Here is an 18,658-nt window from a genome sequence, read left to right as displayed (position 1 = left end):
TTTTGTAGATAATCTGCAAGCCTATATTGAAAGAAAACTATTCACTGTTAATACAGGACATGCAGCAACTTCATATTTAGGAAACCAAAAGAATTACAAGACAATTGCTGAAGCGATTAGCCATAAAGAATTAGAAGAAAAAGTACTGCGCGTTTTGGAAGAAACAGGGAAAGTATTGGTAGAAAAATACAACTTTGATCAAGAAGAGCATAATCAATATATTGATAAGATTATCGGGCGTTTCTCTAATGCGCATATTGTAGATGATGTTAAGCGAGTTGGCCGTTCCCCTCTTCGTAAACTTGGACGAAAGGATAGATTGGTAGCTCCAGCATTAGAATATATAGAATTATTTAAAACGATTCCATCCAATCTTGTAGATGTAATGGCAGCAGCAGCATCCTTTTACTCTGAAGAAGATCAAGAATCGGTTCAGCTGAAGCAGTTAATTACAGAAAAGGGAATTTCAAAAGCGTTTAGTGAAGTTTCTAGTTTAGAAGAGCAGCATGAACTAGTAAAAGCATTAGTTTCTGTTTATAATAAATAAATTTTTTTTACAATTAGGTACAAAAAAAACCGTCTTTTTTTGTAAAATGAGCATCTTGAAAAATCCATATATCCCCTGATAGCTTGTCCTATAAAAGATAATTTTACAGACATATCTTGTTAAGGAGGACAAGCGTATTATGGGCAATTATTTTTAACTATTGTTCCTACTTTTCCAATTTAAAAAGGTTAGAATTTATAAGAGTTGAATCTGACTTTTCTAGTTCTTTACAATTTTTAAAGGAGGGATAGATATGTCTGTTGGAAATAGCGTAGGCTATGGTGGAAACACTGCCTTGTTTCATCCTACTAGTCATTATTTTAAGAGGAGCTTAATTATTAAGTAAATGAAGGGCAAAGAGCTGACTCTTTTTTGCGAGTCAGCTCTTTGCCCTTCTACATGGCTATTCTTTATTTTCATTCTTGTCTCCACTTTTGTAAAGGCTACGTGCAATCATTAACATATCCAATATTTTATCAACATCCAAATTATTAAGGAAGCTTAAAGGACTAGGTTGTGGGACTTGAGACGTCGGATACATAGCTTGTCCCGTTTCTGTACCTTTAGAAAGGCTACGTGCAACTGGTAAGAGGTTTAACATTGTGTCAGCATCAAGATTAGCAAGTATGCTTGAAGAATTTGTAGTAGGTACGTTTTGTTGCATCGAAGAAATTACAATCTCCATTTTTTCCAGATTACTATTTAATAGTGTTATTTCATTTAAGACTTTATTCAATGTTTCTGTTGACTCTCTCTGTAGTTCCAGCATTTGAGCTTGCATTTCTTTTTTATCTCCCACAACTTTTACAACTTTTATCTCCTTTTCTTTACTTCCTTTTTCTTTGCCCATTAGTGTTCGTTCTCCCGTCTTTTTCAAAATTTGATACAAAAAGTAAATACAGGTTGTCCGCAATATATTATGTTTAACAACAGTGTGAAGTATAGACAAAGGATAATCAACAACGATAACGTCTTCGATGATTCCTTCTAGCATTCCAACAAACTCCTGATGAAGGGGATGTGGTCCGTATTGATCTAATGCATCCTTATCTTTAAAGGTTACTCGAAGTCCCAGGGTATATCCTTTGATATTTTCTTTCTCCTCGGTTACATTAATACCCGCTGTTAATTCCAAGATACCAGGGATACCTTCTTTAAAGGTATCCGGTTCAATCATGTATTGTTCCCCTCATTGAAGGACAATTTCCTGCCATGTCATATAATATTGAAGATCCTTTTCTGGGAGATAGACTTTAGGCTGTTTTGTTTTTACATATAGATAGACCTTTCCTGCTCGACAACGAAATGTTTCTTGTTTCCCTTGATCTCCATTCGTCCGGGTAGGATGCTTATATTCAGGACAAATCTGATTTGGAAATAGTATCAATTCCTTAGCACAATATTGATCTGTATTTAAATAGGTAATAAGTTGAAGACCTACCTTTTCAATATTTCCTAATCCAAAATCAGCAATTTCAATATTGTTTTCTCTTCCTCTGTTAACACAATATTTTCTTGTTGCAGATAAAGGGCTATTTTTTCTCTAAAGAATCGAACTTTTTCTTTAACGTCCAACATATATAGCCTCTTTGTTTAACTGATTAGCCAAATTGAACATATGCGTTACTTTGCGAATTTCCTCTTAGCAGACGAGGTAGAAACCAACCGATGAAACTGAGGAATTTCCTTCCATTCTTGACACCTTAACTAATTATTATCACATTAGGAAAACTTACATAAAACAAATCTGGACACCTGCTACAAATGAATCTCCTAATCCTATGGTATATTTAGGCTTATCGATATACTTGGTAGGAACTATTATTGTCTCACTAGCATAATTACTCTTATCTATTATTTTCTTATTGCTCACTCCTTTATTGCTCAGAGGAAGCTCCAAGACTTTTGATATCTGTTCTTTAGAACCATACCAACCAACCATAGCTTTTGTGGTAGCAAGCATATTTCCATATATGAGACCGCTTTCAATATCACTCTCAAGCTTTTCTCCTACATACATTGAATAATCTTTTGTATGTACAATTAAACCCTTGTTAATCTTTAAATTTTCTTTAATATATTTTATCCCTTCTACACACGAAATTATATCTTCAATATTAATAGGGAAGTTATACATTTGCAGTATATAGGCCAATTCTTCTTCATTCATGCAGACAATGTCTACTTCTGAATAGATAGTTTCTATGCATATTTTTTTTATCATCTCATTATGATAATCAGCATCCTCAAAAAATACTATTCCTGCTTCATTATTAGCCTTATACTTTTTTATATGTTGTCTTACAAAATCTAATCGTTCTTTTAATAGGTCTTTATCTTTAAGAGCATTAAAACTCGAGAGAACATTGCTACTGATATCTTTTGCATGGCTCTCAATATAATCAAAATATGGTTTGGAGAATGGTAATATTTCATTAACTGTAATTTTGGTAATAATCAAGCGATTAGATACTGGTATAACTACCTCTTGATCTCCTAAACGAATAACATCTCCTTTTTTAAACTGTATAATATAGTGTATTTCTTGTTCAGATCTCTGTGTCACTTGGTTTGTATGAATCAAATCACCATTTGGAGACACTGTATAAATGTGTTGCGAGGAGAGAATATCACAAACCTCTTTTGAATCATCGGTTAGATGAATCATTGAGGGACATCCAATAGCTGCTAATGCCATTGCTGCTTGCGCTGAAGTTCCTCCCATACCATTCTTTATCGAGAAGAACTTTTCAATGATTTGGATCTCTTCTATATCAACCTCGCCACCAATTCCCTTCCTACAAAAGTAAACTAATGTACTAATAAAATCTTGTACCGTTTTTATTTCCTTTGCAGCTTTCATTGCACTTAAATCCTCTCCCTGCATATACTCTTCAAGGAGATTATTTAAAATATCAACCTGAAAATCGCATAAAATATCTAAATTACTGGTATATCCCATAGCCGGCATTTTTCTATTAGATTTACGGCTATTAATATTTTCATCCATTTTTTCATAAAGTTTGATATATTTCTCTTCTATTTTCATTATCATAGCCCCCCTGTTTATTATAAATATATAAAACTCTAATTAAGGCTTACTAATAGGACATAAACAAGCACGCGTCCATTTTATTGTTACCTAGCTTTTTACAGCTCCAGATGTCATCCCTGCAATGAAATATCTTTGAAAAAATAAGAATAAGATTAATACCGGTAACGACCCAAGTACGCTCATAGCCATCATTTGGTTCCATTCATAAGCATGCTGACCCATTAATAAGCTAATTCCTACAGGGACGGTACGAAACTCATTTGTCTTCGTTAAAGCTAAAGCAAATAGATATTCGTTCCAAGACAACATAAAGGTATACATTCCTACAGAAACTAATCCTGGAACTGATACCGGAACCAATATAGACCAAAGCGCTCTAAATTTTGATCCACCATCAATCATAACTGCTTCATCTAAGTCTTTTGGCAACGTATTAAAATATCCAGTTATCATTAAAACAGCATATGGTAACGTAAATAACAAATAGGTTAAAATCAATGCAGCATATGTGTTATACAAACCAATTGTAACAATCAAACTCAAATATGGTATTAATAACACGATAGGTGGCACTGCTTGAACACTTACAATAGCCGTATTTATTACCTGTTTACCCCGAAAATCAAACCTGCTGAAACTATACGCAGCTAGAATACTAACAATTAAAGTCAAAATAACTACAGTAAAAGCTATAAAGTAGCTATTAATGAAAAGTCTAATTGTTTCTGGATTCTTGAAAATCGCTAGGTAAGCGTCAAATGTGAAATTTTCAGAAATCCACACTGGTGGCCATGCAAAGATTTCCGAGTTCGGTTTAAAGGAATTCAAAAACATCCAAAAAACTGGAAAACTCGCAAAGATTGCTCCTATAATTAATAGGATTATAGTGATAACTTGCATATACCATTTTCTTTCCCCTACCATATTATTCCTGCCCCCTTTGATGTCGTACATAAAAGATTGCAATTATTGTACATACGAATAATAAAATTACGGCGCTAGTTGAAGCCATCGCATATTGATACTTACTAAATCCTAATTTATAAATAAACGTACTAAGCATCTCAGTCGCATTTATTGGTCCTCCGCCAGTGGTCATCCAAATAAGTGCAAATTGTTGTATGGTCCATACAAAATCTAACAATATTAAGCTAATTAAAATTGGTTTTAACTGTGGAAGGGTAATATAGAAAAAACGCTTTACGATATTAGCACCATCAATTGCAGAAGATTCATAAAGATCTGATGATATTCCTTGAAGCCCAGCTAAAATACTGATCATGAAGAATGGATATCCCGCCCAAATATTAATCATTGTAACCGAAAGCAATGCAAAATCTCTGGACGATAACCATTCTAGATGATTACTAGTTAAATTTAATTCTATTAAGAAATAGTTAATAACACCGTTTGGATTTAAAAGCATCTTCCAGAGAACTGCTATAACAGAGGCAGTGAACATCCATGGTAAAGCGAATATTACTCTGAATAAAGCATTGGTTTTCTTACCAAGATATTTCGTATTTAACAACATAGCAAATGTCATCCCTAAAATCATATGTGCAATGACACTGCCACCAACAAAAATCAATGTATTCTTTACAGCCACTATAAATGATTGATCCGTTAATATTTCTTTAAAGTTTTCAAAACCTATAAATTCAGGATTCTTATTCAAAATTACATTATCATAAAATGAATATCGAATAACCATATAAATAGGGATAATTAACAATATAACCATTAGTAAAATTGTAGGTAAAAGATATAAATATGGCTCAGATTTCTTTTTTAAATATTGAGCCTTTCTATTATAACGTAACCCTCTCGTCGGTTCCGTTTGAGTTTGAGTTTCAGTTCTCATTTGTCGTTCCCACCTTTCTAAACACAGGATGTATGTCAAACATACATCCTGTTGATTAATTGAGTATTTATTATTTAAATGCATCCTCCCAGATTTTCTGTGTTTCTGTTAACATCTTAGTTGCTGATTTTGTATCTCCATCTAAGTAAAGTTGTAGTTGTTCGTCAAAACTTCTCATTAATTCTTCTGAAGTTGGGAGTCCTGTAAATTCGTTAACCGCATAACTGTTTTTATATAGTTCATAAGCTTCGTTGAACAAATCATCTGCTGCTGAATAATCAGGTTCTGCTTTTGAGTTTCCTGGGAAGGCATTTGCATAAACAGCAATTTTTGCATTTACTTCAGGACTCATTAGGTATTCAACTAGCTTCATTGCTTCTTTCTTATGTTTGCTATTTTCTGCAACTCCAATACCCCAATTTGCTACGTCCATGCCACTTTTTCCGCTGTAACCATCTTTAACAGGTACTGGCATAAAATCAAAGTTTAAATTAGGTGCTTCTTTTTTAATAGTCGTTAAGTGAGCAAGCGAATCCGTCATAAATGCTACACGTCCATTTGTAAACTCTTCTACCATGTCCGCTTCCTTCATAGCATATGCACCTTTAGCTACTACACCAGAATCAAATAATTCTTTTACAAACTCAACAGTAGAAGTTAAGTCTTCATTCTTTTTCAAAGCAGGCTTGCCCTCATTTAACATAGAACCCCCAGAAGCCCATAGCCAGCTCATAAAATTGTTTTGAATACCACTTGGAGATTCTGTAGACATTGGAATCGCCCATCCGGCCTTCTTTGTTGACGAACTAATCTTTTTAGTTGCTTCAGTAAATTCAGACCAAGTTTTAGGTACTTCTTTAATACCGGCCTCTTTTAAAATATCTAAGTTTACATACATTGGATAGGCAAAGTTTACAACAGGAATCATATATGTATTCCCATCAACTTTAACTTGATCGGATAATTGACTATCATCATATCCATCTTCTTTCATTAACTCTGTTAAATTTGCAATGGATCCTTGTTTAGCAAAGTCATATACCCAAGAGCCATCAAGGCCAACAACATCCGCCATTGTTCCTGCCGCTGCGCCCGCTGCAATTTGTGTTTTTGTATCAGCATATGGATTACTTAACAGTTTCACCTTAATTCCCGTTTCATCTGTAAATCCATCAACAATTTCCTGAAGAACACCATCTGGTAGTTCCACTCCCCACCACTGTTGAAATTCTAAAGTAATTTCTTTACCGCCATCTTTGCCATCCGAGCTGGAATTATTGGTAGCTTCTGAACTATTACAACCTACTAATGAAATCATCATGCACACTATCACTAGAATGGATACCAACCCTTTATTAAGCGCTTTCAAATTGAAAGAAATAAAATTTTTCAAATTAAATCCTCCCCTAATTTTATGTGTTTCAATTGAAGAGCAGATTTGCAAAATAATCTAGAGGTTAATCGATAGGAGTCTGACGCAAATGAGCCTTCCTTGTAGCCAAGCTGATGAAAATGAGTCAATTTCTCTATAATCCAACTTATAATTGCGTTACTTGATACAAGTTAGCCTTACCTGCGGAACCGAACAAATGCATCTTATTCACAATAATCGCCATAGCCGCTTCGGTTGAACTTGGAAAAAGCGCATCCGGCTCATAACCATTTGGATTGTTGTTCAACGCATTGCGAAGTTCTATAAAAAACGCCCGCTTCATTTCACTAGAGAGATTGATCTTTCCAACACCGTACTTCGTAGATTCCCGAATATCCTCATCCGAGTTATCAGAACCTCCATGCAAGACAAGCGGAATATTCACCCTTTCATAGATTTGAGACAAGCGATCAATCTGAAGCTTAGGTTTCATAGACTTTGGATATAACCCATGAGAGGTGCCGATTGCGATGGCAAGCGTATCTACATTCGTGCGCTCTACGAAATCTTTCGCTTGTTCAGGGTCTGTGTACAAAATCTTCTCCATCCCACCCTCTGAACTCGTGCCTGTATTTCCGATGGTCCCAAGCTCTCCTTCCACGGAAGTATGTTGCGCTTGAGCAATTTTCACAACTTCTTTTGTTAGCTCTACATTCTCCTCGTAAGGTAAATGTGAGCCATCTATCATAACAGATGTAAATCCATTCCGAATAGCTCGAACAACATCATCAACATTACGACCGTGATCAAGATGAATCACAATCGGAACACTAGCACGATGCGCTGCTTGGACACAATATGCGGCAAAATCGTCTCCCATAAGATTAATTTCATTTGGATGAATTTGAAGGATGGCAGGGGAATTTTCTCTTTCTGCCGTCTGAATTACAGCTCTTACAAATTCGCTATTCGCAATATTGAAGGCTCCCACTGCGAATTTTTCCCTATAAGCTACGCTAAGTAACTTTTCCATTGTCGTCAACATATTAACACACCTTCTCCCCTATCTTTTATTTTTGCGTGGTTCATAGATGGTTAACCTTTCATTGCTCCCATTCCGCTTTGCTTCGCCCCCTCTGCAATACCTTGTTTATTTATACCTCAAGATTAAACGCATCGTATTTTATTGTCAATCTGAATCTTCAAAACAAACAAAAAATTTTAACAAAATGTTTAAAATTATGTTCGTTTTGTTTATTTATACTTGATTTATTGTTTGAATTGCTTTTAAATAAAAGTAGAAACAAAATGAATGATTGGAGAAAAATTATGTCTACTGAATTAAGACTAAAGAAAATTTCTGAATTAATAATGAAAAGAGGAAGCCTATCCGTTCAGGAATTAGTTGACGAGTTTCAAGTATCGGATATGACTATTCGAAGAGATTTGCAAAAATTGGAGCAGAGCGGCATGTTCGAGAGGTTTCATGGAGGAATCCGGCATGTAAGTGAAGAATCGCCCGTACAACGCGAGAGACAATTTATAGATGAAAAAAAGAAAATTGCAGAATATTGTTTGACGCTTATATCCTCCAACGATACGATCATTCTGGATTCTGGGACTACCACTAATTATATTGCATCTGGATTAGCTGAATCGTTGCTTGAGAATGTTACTGTCATTACGAATTCTCTCACCACAGCATATCCCCTCCGGTATGCGCAGAATATTTCTTTATTCATGGCTGGCGGCGAGTTCCGGCAAAACTCCCAAGCGTTCCTTGGAGGTGGAACGAAGTCTTTCCTTGAAGGTTTGTATGTTAACAAAGCGTTTATTGCTACTAGTGGTGTTACAGAAAGTGGCTTTAGCGTATTCCACTTCTCCGATGCCGAAATTAAACAAACCATGATTAAGTCCAGCGAAGAAACTTATATGATAGCCGATGCATCCAAGTTCGGAAAACGCTCAATGAATCTTTTCTCCCCCCTCGAAAGCGTAGATATGATCATAACAGATAATAGTTTATCAGATTACTGGTTATCGATAGTTGAAAAAAAGGGAGTCAAATTAATCAAGGTTTGAGCATTTAACTAAAATTACGGAGAAAAGGTACCTGTGTAAGGTATTCTTGTACAAATTATTGCAGTTCCATTACCAAAGAAAGCATACCAAGTATTTTAAGATTTTTGTAGAATGTTGGATGTTTTGCTTTCTTGAGTTAACGATAAATAAATTTGTTTATCGTTAACTCAAGAAATTAAATTTCTCTCAACGATAAACAAAAAAGTCTAATTTCTTGAAATGCTTTAGAAGGTTTTTCATTTCATTAGGAAAAGGTAAAGATCGAAAAATATCCAAATAAAGAGGTGATAATTCCTAGGACTATCCCTAATAAAATATAGGAATCTAGGAATCTATTTTAGGTATTTAAAAGTAAACGTATACAAACCTATTAACAAACTTTATTTAAAGGAGAGATTACTTATATGTTAATTACAATGAAAGAATTATTGACGGTTGCAAAAGAAAATCAATTTGCAGTAGGAGCATTTAATGTTGCAGATAGTACATTTTTAAGAGCTGTGGTTGAAGAGGCTGAACAATTAAATTCTCCAGCTATCATTGCAATCCACCCTTCTGAACACGAATTTTTAACAGATGAATTTTTCTCTTATGTTAAACACCGTGTATATGAAAGCAAAGTTCCATTTGTATTACACCTGGATCATGGTGGTTCTATTAAAGATGTATTAAGAGCGATTCGTTGCGGATTTACATCGGTAATGATTGATGGATCCTTACTTCCATACGAGGAAAATGTCAGTTTGACTAAAAAGGTGGTTGAAATCGCTCATACTGTTGGTGTTTCAGTAGAAGGTGAGTTAGGAACGATTGGAAGTACGGGAAATTCAATAGAGGGTGGCGTAACTAAGGTTACATATACTGAGCCTGATGAAGCAAAGGATTTTGTAGTTAGAACAGGTGTTGATACATTAGCAGTGGCAATTGGTACTGCACATGGTATCTATCCAAAACATATTAAACCAGAGTTACAATTGGATATTCTTCAGGAAATTAATAAACTTGTTGATATTCCACTAGTATTACATGGTGGTTCATCTAATCCGGATAGTGAAATTGCTCAATCTGTCAAACTAGGAGTCAGTAAGATTAATATATCTAGTGATATGAAGTACGCTTATTATAAAAAAGCGCGTGAAATATTAAATACTACTGAATACTGGGATCCGAACGTTATCTATCCAGAATGTATTCTAGAAGCACGTAAGGTAATTAACCATAAAATGCATCTTTTTAACTCTGTAAATAAAGCGAGTCTTTACGACAAAGTGGTTACAACAAAAAAAAGTGAAATGAAAGTATCTAGTAACTTTTATCAGTAATATCTTAACCAAAATAAACCCACAACTAGACCCTTCACAATGCGAATCTCACAAATATATCCTACTTAGAATCTCACAAAATCCTATTAAGAATTAGCTTAATGAGAGGAGTTGATTTAAATGGCTAAACTGCAAACAAAAGATTATCAGGCAATAGTATCAAATATGCTCGCCGATACAGGAGTTATCTTAACTCAAGCTGAACAAGAAGCAATTGAGATAGCAGATTTTGGCTTAAATAATCTCGAAAAAACAGGACTCCAATTAATTACTTATGTGAATACTGAGCGGTATTGTGCGAAAGACTTAGTTTTGTTTCCGCATCAAACCTGTCCAGAACATCGCCACCCACCTAGAAAAAATGGAGATCCTGGCAAGTTAGAAACGTTTAGATGCCGTAAGGGAACAGCTTATCTCTATGTAGAGGGAGCACCTACTATATCACCAATAGCTTCTCCTCCTGCAGAGGATATCCAATATTATACAGTATTCCATGAAGTTGTATTGCATCCGGGAGAGCAATATACCATACCAGAAAATACAAAGCACTGGTTTAAAGCTGGAGAAGAAGGAGCCATCATATCTGAATTTTCATCTAATAGTGAGGATGAGTCAGATATCTTTACAGATCCAAGAATAAAACGTGTCCAAAATAATTAGAAAGTAAAAGATAGAAGAATTTACAAGATACACAGCCATTGCTAATACAACACCTTCTATGATAAATGTATTCTTATTATTATTATTAGGAGTTAATGAAATTATATAAGCCCCTAATCAAACAACGCATATAAACTTGCAGCACCTCCTTAAATTGATACTAGTATCAATTTAAGGAGGTGCTTTCTGATGCGGAAAGAAAAATTAATAATCGTTCCCGTTACACTTCTTCCCGAAAATAAGTGTACACCTCAATCGACATCTCCGATATCTCGTTCCTCTAGCAGCGGCACAATCAAAACAGCAAATGCTGAGGTCTCCTTTTATAAAAGTGTAGAGGAGCACATCATCCAAACAAACGATCATGAAGGAGTTGAAGCATTGGTGAAACATGATTATACGGATGTAAAAAATATCTATAACATTTGCGGAAAGACTGATATGCGAAAGGTAATTGGCGGATTAGCTACCTTGATCCAAGATTCTTTTGAATTAGATCCCTATGAAGATTCTATATTCTTATTTGCCGGATGGAAAAAAGACTGTTACAAATGTTTGTATTTTGATGGAGATAGCTTCGCCATGCTTTATAAGTGTGTAGATAATGGAAAACTTCAATGGCCTAAAGATGAAGAAGCTGAAAATCTTAACTTCCGTGTTCGGTATGGGAACGGGTGTGACCTTTTCGCTATCGCCACCAGGCTCTGTATTTATTTAGAGAGTTGTTCCCCCGAAACTAGATTATGTGTAAGAAGAAAGAATCGAATAATCCTATATTAAAGTTAAGTCCTCGATCTATTAGTATTTGTCAGCCCACGTGTCGCCACGCTTCCACCCACACCACTTTACTTCAGATGCCGTATACAGCGGTTCCATTTAGATCTAACGTAGTATAAATTATTATCAACAATCCAACAAATGGATTTTTAAAATTTTTTAGGTATCATGGAAATGGAAGAGACCTATTTCCTCTACTCTAGAAAAGGTAAGCGTAATATAAGGGGGCCTGACGGCAAAAAAACATATATTACATCATAAGTAATTTTATGGGGGAATAATCCAAATTCTTTACTCTAAGAGCAATTCTAACCAATAATGAACGTTTTTAGTGATTTTATTAAGGTGCTGTTTTGATAGTTTTTTGTCTGGTCTTCTCCTATCCAAAAATCAAATCAAAAACAAATACTGAAAACATGACTCTTCAACTATTTTCTGATATATAAATTCACATTATTTGTATTATCGTACAAAATTTTCAAACTTTTGACTTTATCCCTAATATAGATAAATATCAGTTTGAAGTTACCTCTCCCTTTTCCTATGTTCATATCGTATATGTGACTTTTACCACATGCTGCTTTCCAACTACTCCAATTCATAATCCCCTGTATTTAATCGAGCAAAGTTAACTTTCGAAATAAGATTGTATTATGATTACATTGTTCTCAAAGTTCATTTCGCATTTCTAACTGTTTATTGTTCAATTGCAATGAAGATAACCTAGTCATCACAACTAATTAGCACTACTTCCCTGCTTCTGTAATTGTATGAAGCACGATCCAGCGATTATAATGGTCGATTAAAAATCCCATTCCAAATACAAAAAGAATTGTACCTAATCCCAGACCCGATAATTGATGCTGAAAGATAAAAATAAGAATACTTAATACTAAGGGGATAGACATACAAAAGATTGTTCCAACAGTATAGTTTTGCGTCAATCTTTCAAAAGCCTTAAGTAAATAATCAAAAGGTAAAAATAGAGAGCCTAATTGAAAATAGATGGTTATAGCTACCGCAATAAGGTTTATTCCGATGATCAAATATAAACAACGGATCCAAATATTCTCTGGTATGTAAACCATGTGATGTATATACTCAAAAAAATCAAGAAGTAATCCAAAAATGAAGGCTAGAGCCATACTTTTTATGATTGTCGCCAATGTAAACTTGGTTTTCATCATGTAACTTAGTATGAACGAACAAAAATTCATAAATATAATACAAACTCCGAGAGAAATTGGCAGTATGGACGCAAGATTTTGCCCAGCAGCTGTCCAAGGGGCACTCCCCAGATTAGCTGTTATCATAAAGCTATTACCTAATGCATTTAATGTAATTGAACTAATAAAACATAATAATTTGCCATTAAAGATTCTCATCTGCTCCCTACCTATCTTTGACTTCTTTAAATTGTTACTTTTTAAAGATATTGAGCCTAATATTTTATTCTAATACCATCACTTTGCTTATTCGAACCATTTAGGACTACTCTAATTCAGAACCTAAACGGGAATTGGAGATATTTACGGAGGAACTTTCCATACATAGGCTTGCAGTACCCATGTTTTATTCAGTCCTATTCTCTAAAGACTAAAATTCAAACCAAAAGTTTTCTGAACTTAATATTAATTAATCTAACTAGCAAGCTATTACCTCTACATTAATAAACATAGACACTAGAAATGATCTTCCTGGCAAACTTCGTAATGAGAATAGTATAAGTTGCCGAATCAAAAAAATTTTATCTTTATTGAACTAAGAATCTTTGAATTAAACGGGGATACGAAGAAGTTCGATTCTCTTCACCCTTAATTTTTTCCAATTTATATCGCTTCATGACCTAACAAAAGAAAAAGAGTAGGAACTGTGAATTATGGAATAATCAATTCTACTCACAGTTCCATTTCATCCTTTTTTACTTCACAGAACCAGCTGTCATACCTGCTACAATCTTCTTATTGAAGAAAATAAACAGAATGAGAGGTGGAAGCGAGATTAAAATGATATTTGTAAAAAGCAGGTTCCACTGCGTATTATACATACTCGAGAAATTATATAGTGTAAGCTGCAATGTAGCGTTTTCGGCACCAGGGAAGAAATATAACGGGTGAACGAAGTCGTTATAAATCCCTACCGCAGTCAAAACGATCACTGTTGCGGAAACCGGTTTTAACAATGGTAAAATAATCGAGAAAAATAAGCGGAAGCGACCACAGCCATCAATCAATGCTGCTTCGTCAATTTGACGTGGAATTGTGGCCATAAAACCTTTATAAAGCAGAATAGTAAAAGGTAAGCTTAGTGCGACCTCTACAAAAATGATACCTGGCATCGTCTTAAACATGCCGATTCCTTCTAGTACCCAAATTGTTGGTACGATCGCCGGCGGGATAATGAGACCTGCTAGAATCAAAAAGTTAAAAATTGGGGTTGCTTTACTTACCTTGCGTTGCAATACATATCCTGCCATTGCACCTAGAAAAATTAGTAGTAGGATAGAGAATCCTGTAATTGCAATACTATTAAAGAAAGCACGAATAATCATGCCATCTTGTGCTTCTAATACGGCCTTCATATTCTCTATTAGATGGAAGGAGCTCGGCCACGCCATACTTAGCATCGAAGACTCCTGCGTATTCTTCACAGCATTTATGATGACAAAATAAAATGGGATACCGAATACAACTAACGTAAGGAGAACAGCGATGCATTCCACTATAAGCTTCCGAATTCCTTTGCCCGTTAGCCTCTTGCGTTTTTCAGAAACAACAGAAAGTGTTACAGATTGGTTCACTACTTTATTCATTACAAATCCACCTCTTTTTTGTTTAAGTAGGCATACAGTGGGAATGCCAATGCAGAAACAAGTAGGAATAAAATTACATTTCCAGCTGTGGAAAGACCGTAAAACCCTGCTTGATACTGCTTGTAGATTATAGAAGCAATTAAATCTGTGCTAAATCCTGGGCCACCCTTTGTCATCGCCCAGATTAAATCGAAGGAGCGAAGACCGCCGATAAATGCTAGAATAATAACGGAGTTCATCGCTGGACGGCTCAATGGCAAAATGAGGTTCCAAAACTTATGAAATGTATTTCCACCATCAATCATGAGAGCTTCATAATAATCCTCTGGAATGGACATAATTCCTGCAATAAAGATTACCGTTGCCATCCCTACACCTTTCCACACATCAACCAACGCAACGGAAAGAAGTGCAATTTTACTGTCACCTAACCAGTCAGGACCTACAATTCCTACCGTTTTTAATGCCATGTTAATAAGTCCTTGCGTAGGATGCATCATCATCACAAATGCTATCCCAATTGCGACTGAACTTAACAAAGTTGGGAAGAAAACCATAGATCGGATAAAACCCATTGTTTTGAGCTTGGAACTAAGAAAAGCGCCAAGGAGAAATCCAAGAAAAACTTTTAGAACACATGTTACAATGGCGTAGATTATAGTATTTTTAAATCCTATATTCAGAGAAGGTTCTGTCAAAAATGTCTTAAAATTTTCTAAACCAATAAATTTCCAATCTGTTAGAGACCACCAAGTCATGCTGAAAAATAAGGACATGATGGTAGGAAGTAAGAAAAATACAAAATAAATAATGCCAGCTGGAATGAGAAATCTGTACGTATATGTACTATTTGTAAGTCGCATTCACTTTTATCTCCTCTCTATAACCTAAGTAAAAGCAGCCCTATCATATACTCATAAGATAATAAGACAGGGCCTTACTTTTTTATATGTTAACTCAGTAGATTACCAGCCCTTTAAGCCCAGCTGTTTTGCTTGCTTTTCTACATCTTTATCGTAAGATGCTGCTCCTTCTTTTGCCGATATCATACCGCCGCCTACTTGAGATGTTATTTGTGGTAAATTCGGCCCCTTTAATGGGCTTAAGAATTCAAGGGCCGGTGCTGTCTTACCCTCATTAAAGTATGGAAGCATATCTTTTACTGCAGCATACACATTATCTGGAAGACTTACATCCTTAATTGCAATCGGACCAGTAGGTGCTGATTTAGACATAAACAGTTGTACAGCTTCTGGAGTAACAAAGAACTCTGCCCATTTTTTAGCTTCCTCTACATGCTCGCTTGTCTTGTTAATATAAATTGCACCCGGTACCCATGCAGTGATACCATTTTTGTCAGCACTTTCACCAGGTTGCGGGAAAAATCCGATATTATCAATTTCATCAGGATACAACTTTGCGATGCTTGTCAGTGCGAAGGAAATCAATGGATATTGTACACCATTACCGTCTACTAGCATTTTTATTCCCGCTTCATAGCCAGTAGAGTTAAAGTCTTTATTCATATAGCCCTTTTCGTTAATTTCGGCTAACTTTGCAAAACTTCTAACAACCGCAGGTGTCGTGGCCATTTTTGTCTTATTTGCTGTGAAATCTTCTGGGAATGTTGGACTTTCTGCTAGAACATTATAATTGTCAGCAAGCGGGATAACTTGAGATGTCCAAGGATCTTTGTATGTGCCAATAACCGCCGTTTTGCCGGTCTCCTTAATCTTCTCATTGTTTTTCATAAGCTCATCCCAGGTTTTTGGAATAGACAGACCCAGCTCCTTGTATACCTTTTTATTGTATAACCAACCTCCTGAGTTAAAAGAGCCAACCGGAACACCAAATACCTTATTGTTTACTGTTACCGCCGTCTTAAATGTATCTAAGATTTTATCCATATAAGGCTCGTTTGTGAGATCCAAAAAATTCTTCTCTGGATTTAATGCTTGTAATAGCGAACCTGAATTGTAAGAAACCAAGTCTGTCATATCACCTGTAGAAAGACGCGTTTTTACTAGGTTATCCCCCTCTGATCCCCCTGGGCGAGTTTCAATTTCAGTCTTAATGTGGTATTTCTTCTCAAATTCAGCTGCAACAGCCTGGAACCCTTCCATTGTCGCAGGACTTTGATTATCCATTAATAATGTAAGAGTAGTTCCATTAGAGTTTTTTCCGTTTGAAGTGCTTTCTTCACTACTGTTGCATCCTGCTAAAATTCCAGTAAATAATCCCACAGAACATAATACTGTTAAAATTTTGCTTTTTGTTTTTAACAATTGACTTTCCCCCTTTGGTGATATTTAGTAAATGATAGATAATAATCTTCATGCCAATTATTACTCTTTCAAATTTAAGTAATTTTTTAGCTTTCCCCTTCAAAGCTATTTTATATGTATAAGCTAATTCATTGGCATGCTTGATTTAACTTAATTGTAAATGCTTTCATAAAGTTTTGTAAGCGGTGCATTTTTTGTATTATGTCCGTTTTTTTTAGAATGAAGAGAATTTTTCCGCAATTGATTCCGAATTTCATTCTTTATTTATCAACTATAGTAATTTCATTAATTTTAGAATAAAAAAGCCTCTGCTCTCTTGTACATTTGAGCGAGGCTATCTATATTATTTCTCTCAGACCTTTTTCAAAACAAACAGTATAAATAAAATGGATTTTAAAAGGAATCACGATACTGACCAGGTTTTACTCCAACATATTTCTTAAATAATTCGGAGAAATGTTTAGAGCTATGATAACCGACCTTCTCACTTACATATCCTACTCTCTGGCCCTCTCGAAGAAGTTTCTTTGCTTGTTCCACCCGAATTTGAGTCAAATATTTAATATAGGTTATTTCCATTTCTTCTTTAAATAATAGACTAAAATAAGTAGGATTCATTCCAACATATTCCGATACCTCTTGTAAAGTCAAATCCCGAAAAAAGTTTTCTTTCATGTACTTACACGCCTTCTCAACGGCTTCATGCTTTATTGCCTGGCGTACATTAAGTGACCTATCCATTATTTTTTCCATTTGTTCGCGGAACCATCTGTACATCGTTTCTTTAGTATTTAATAATCGAATCTCAATATGTGGTACAAAACCAATACCATTTATTTTTAAAATATCTTCTCGAACTTCTTTTGCTACTTCCATTCCAAGGTAAATAATTTTTAAAATTTCTTGTTCTATCACATTAGGATTTAACCGTTGCTCTTCAAGCTGTTTGATAAAGGAATTTAGCTGATTGATAAAACCTTCTTTATCCCCAGTTCGAATATGGAAAATAATAGATTCCTCTTGTTCAGTTAAATTAGCCGGTATTTGTGGATTCTCTCCAATATTCTCAAAGAGCGTCCAACCAATCTCATCCATAAACTGGCCATACCTTAATGCCTGTAAAGCCTCTTTGTAGCTTTTCTTTGCATCTGCCAGATGTTTGTATGTTCTTCCAGAGCCTAATGCCATGCCAAACTTTTCTGGACAAGATAACAATTGTTCCCACAAATCTTCTACTCTATCCTGAAAATGAAAAACAACAAGGGAATGTTCCAACCCGTTACGAACTTGAACTGCCTTGTATGAACTATGATTTTGTAGAACCAATTCTTTTCTTGAAAGGGCAAGAACTGTTACCCCAACGACATGATCAGCTTCACTCCCGAAACTTTCGCGCCATTTTGGTATAGCATCCTCCCCTAACAACAGTAAATCCAATGTGGCTTTTTCTAGCAATTCCTCCCTTGTGTTTTCCCATTTTAATTGTAAGGAGGAGATATTTTGTTGATGGCTTATTTCCTCAATAATTCTTTGAATAGCATCCTCAATCGTCGGAATCGTAATAGGTTTTTCTAAGTAGTCAGTAACACCTAATTTCAAAGCCTTTTTGACATACTCAAATTCATTAAAACCACTAAAAACAATACAAATCGTTTCAGGTGCAATAGAGAGTATTTTTTCAATAACCTCTAATCCGTCCATACCAGGCATTCGGATATCTGTAAATACAATATCCGGATGCATTTTCTCAAATACTGTAAGGGCCTCCTTACCGTTCGCTGCTGTTCCAACTAATTCAATACCGTATTTGGTCCAATCAATCATCCTTTGCAGTCCCTGGAGAACAATATACTCATCGTCAAATATTACGGCCTTTAACATC

Annotated in this window: 14 protein-coding genes, 2 pseudogenes and 1 other annotated feature; of the genes and pseudogenes, 5 read left to right on the top strand and 11 right to left on the bottom strand. The window is 35.2% G+C overall.

The window, feature by feature from the left end; all coding sequences use genetic code 11:
• Positions 1 to 547 (top strand): mannitol dehydrogenase family protein (locus CWS01_RS20075; protein ID WP_456238044.1); only part of this gene is annotated, 547 nt, incomplete at its 5' end.
• A 403-nt stretch (positions 548 to 950) separates the two neighbouring features.
• Here the strand turns inward: CWS01_RS20075 and CWS01_RS20070 are convergent.
• The 6 genes and pseudogenes from CWS01_RS20070 to CWS01_RS20040 all read right to left on the bottom strand — a co-directional run bounded on the left by CWS01_RS20070 (position 951) and on the right by CWS01_RS20040 (position 7,883).
• Positions 951 to 2,125 (bottom strand): annotated as a pseudogene (locus tag CWS01_RS20070) (Dabb family protein).
• Between the two features lie 154 nt (positions 2,126 to 2,279).
• On the bottom strand, positions 2,280 to 3,596 hold the full coding sequence (locus CWS01_RS20060; protein WP_101178976.1) for an ADP-dependent glucokinase/phosphofructokinase: 1,317 nt from the start codon (positions 3,594 to 3,596) through the stop codon (positions 2,280 to 2,282).
• Between the two features lie 93 nt (positions 3,597 to 3,689).
• Entirely contained in the window at positions 3,690 to 4,526 is an 837-nt protein-coding gene (locus tag CWS01_RS20055) for a carbohydrate ABC transporter permease (protein WP_101178975.1), read from the bottom strand.
• A 1-nt stretch (position 4,527) separates the two neighbouring features.
• Entirely contained in the window at positions 4,528 to 5,466 is a 939-nt protein-coding gene (locus tag CWS01_RS20050) for a carbohydrate ABC transporter permease (RefSeq protein ID WP_101178980.1), read from the bottom strand.
• 70 nt (positions 5,467 to 5,536) lie between these two features.
• Positions 5,537 to 6,859: an ABC transporter substrate-binding protein gene (locus CWS01_RS20045; RefSeq protein WP_235852132.1), complete on the bottom strand. Its 1,323-nt coding sequence runs from the start codon at positions 6,857 to 6,859 to the stop codon at positions 5,537 to 5,539.
• A 145-nt stretch (positions 6,860 to 7,004) separates the two neighbouring features.
• The gene (locus CWS01_RS20040) at positions 7,005 to 7,883 is read right to left on the bottom strand and encodes a ketose-bisphosphate aldolase (protein ID WP_101178974.1); all 879 of its coding nucleotides are present in this window, start codon (positions 7,881 to 7,883) and stop codon (positions 7,005 to 7,007) included.
• 284 nt (positions 7,884 to 8,167) lie between these two features.
• On the opposite strand from CWS01_RS20040, the gene CWS01_RS20035 reads away from it, so the two are divergent.
• From CWS01_RS20035 to tnpB, 4 genes and pseudogenes are all read left to right on the top strand, one after another.
• On the top strand, positions 8,168 to 8,920 hold the full coding sequence (locus CWS01_RS20035; RefSeq protein WP_101178973.1) for a DeoR/GlpR family DNA-binding transcription regulator: 753 nt from the start codon (positions 8,168 to 8,170) through the stop codon (positions 8,918 to 8,920).
• A 404-nt stretch (positions 8,921 to 9,324) separates the two neighbouring features.
• Entirely contained in the window at positions 9,325 to 10,242 is a 918-nt protein-coding gene (locus CWS01_RS20030) for a ketose-bisphosphate aldolase (RefSeq protein WP_101178972.1), read from the top strand.
• Positions 10,243 to 10,407: 165 nt separating this feature from the next.
• Positions 10,408 to 10,902 carry a cupin domain-containing protein gene (locus CWS01_RS20025; RefSeq protein ID WP_157827708.1) on the top strand — a complete coding sequence of 165 codons (495 nt, stop codon included), beginning with the start codon at positions 10,408 to 10,410 and terminating at the stop codon, positions 10,900 to 10,902.
• A 189-nt stretch (positions 10,903 to 11,091) separates the two neighbouring features.
• Positions 11,092 to 11,487 (top strand): annotated as a pseudogene (gene tnpB / locus CWS01_RS23540) (IS66 family insertion sequence element accessory protein TnpB); the annotation flags it as partial.
• Between the two features lie 35 nt (positions 11,488 to 11,522).
• Positions 11,523 to 11,604 (bottom strand) — a sequence feature (5S ribosomal RNA rRNA prediction is too short).
• 821 nt (positions 11,605 to 12,425) lie between these two features.
• On the opposite strand, the gene CWS01_RS20010 reads toward tnpB, so the two are convergent.
• The 5 genes from CWS01_RS20010 to CWS01_RS19990 all read right to left on the bottom strand — a co-directional run bounded on the left by CWS01_RS20010 (position 12,426) and on the right by CWS01_RS19990 (position 18,657).
• Positions 12,426 to 13,064 (bottom strand): hypothetical protein, encoded by a 639-nt coding sequence (locus CWS01_RS20010; protein WP_101178970.1) that lies wholly within the window; start codon positions 13,062 to 13,064, stop codon positions 12,426 to 12,428.
• A 536-nt stretch (positions 13,065 to 13,600) separates the two neighbouring features.
• The gene (locus CWS01_RS20005) at positions 13,601 to 14,491 is read right to left on the bottom strand and encodes a carbohydrate ABC transporter permease (protein ID WP_101178969.1); all 891 of its coding nucleotides are present in this window, start codon (positions 14,489 to 14,491) and stop codon (positions 13,601 to 13,603) included.
• Complete coding sequence (locus CWS01_RS20000; RefSeq protein WP_101178968.1) at positions 14,491 to 15,354, bottom strand: carbohydrate ABC transporter permease; 864 nt, start codon at positions 15,352 to 15,354, stop codon at positions 14,491 to 14,493. Before CWS01_RS20000 ends, CWS01_RS20005 begins: the two co-directional genes overlap by 1 nt.
• Positions 15,355 to 15,456: 102 nt before the next feature.
• Positions 15,457 to 16,776, bottom strand: coding sequence for an ABC transporter substrate-binding protein (locus CWS01_RS19995; protein ID WP_101178967.1), 1,320 nt, complete (start codon positions 16,774 to 16,776; stop codon positions 15,457 to 15,459).
• Between the two features lie 393 nt (positions 16,777 to 17,169).
• Positions 17,170 to 18,657, bottom strand: a complete 1,488-nt coding sequence (locus tag CWS01_RS19990; protein WP_101178966.1) for a response regulator — start codon at positions 18,655 to 18,657, stop codon at positions 17,170 to 17,172.
• Position 18,658 lies beyond the last annotated feature (1 nt).

The organism is Niallia nealsonii (genome assembly GCF_002835805.1).
Taxonomy (GTDB): domain Bacteria; phylum Bacillota; class Bacilli; order Bacillales; family Cytobacillaceae; genus Niallia; species Niallia nealsonii.
Note: the sequence above shows the minus strand (reverse complement) of the source record. Positions and strands in the feature narration are given on the sequence as shown.

Excerpts from the sequence above, each read along its gene's own strand:
- CWS01_RS20060 (WP_101178976.1), bottom strand. The coding sequence starts at position 3,596 with ATGAAAATAGAAGAGAAATATATCAAACTTTATGAAAAAATGGATGAA.
- CWS01_RS20055 (WP_101178975.1), bottom strand. The coding sequence starts at position 4,526 with ATGGTAGGGGAAAGAAAATGGTATATGCAAGTTATCACTATAATCCTA.
- CWS01_RS20050 (WP_101178980.1), bottom strand. The coding sequence starts at position 5,466 with ATGAGAACTGAAACTCAAACTCAAACGGAACCGACGAGAGGGTTACGT.
- CWS01_RS20040 (WP_101178974.1), bottom strand. The coding sequence starts at position 7,883 with ATGTTGACGACAATGGAAAAGTTACTTAGCGTAGCTTATAGGGAAAAA.
- CWS01_RS20035 (WP_101178973.1), top strand. The coding sequence starts at position 8,168 with ATGTCTACTGAATTAAGACTAAAGAAAATTTCTGAATTAATAATGAAA.
- CWS01_RS20030 (WP_101178972.1), top strand. The coding sequence starts at position 9,325 with ATGTTAATTACAATGAAAGAATTATTGACGGTTGCAAAAGAAAATCAA.
- CWS01_RS20025 (WP_157827708.1), top strand. The coding sequence starts at position 10,408 with ATGCTCGCCGATACAGGAGTTATCTTAACTCAAGCTGAACAAGAAGCA.
- CWS01_RS20010 (WP_101178970.1), bottom strand. The coding sequence starts at position 13,064 with ATGAGAATCTTTAATGGCAAATTATTATGTTTTATTAGTTCAATTACA.
- CWS01_RS20005 (WP_101178969.1), bottom strand. The coding sequence starts at position 14,491 with ATGAATAAAGTAGTGAACCAATCTGTAACACTTTCTGTTGTTTCTGAA.
- CWS01_RS20000 (WP_101178968.1), bottom strand. The coding sequence starts at position 15,354 with ATGCGACTTACAAATAGTACATATACGTACAGATTTCTCATTCCAGCT.
- CWS01_RS19990 (WP_101178966.1), bottom strand. The coding sequence starts at position 18,657 with ATGTTAAAGGCCGTAATATTTGACGATGAGTATATTGTTCTCCAGGGA.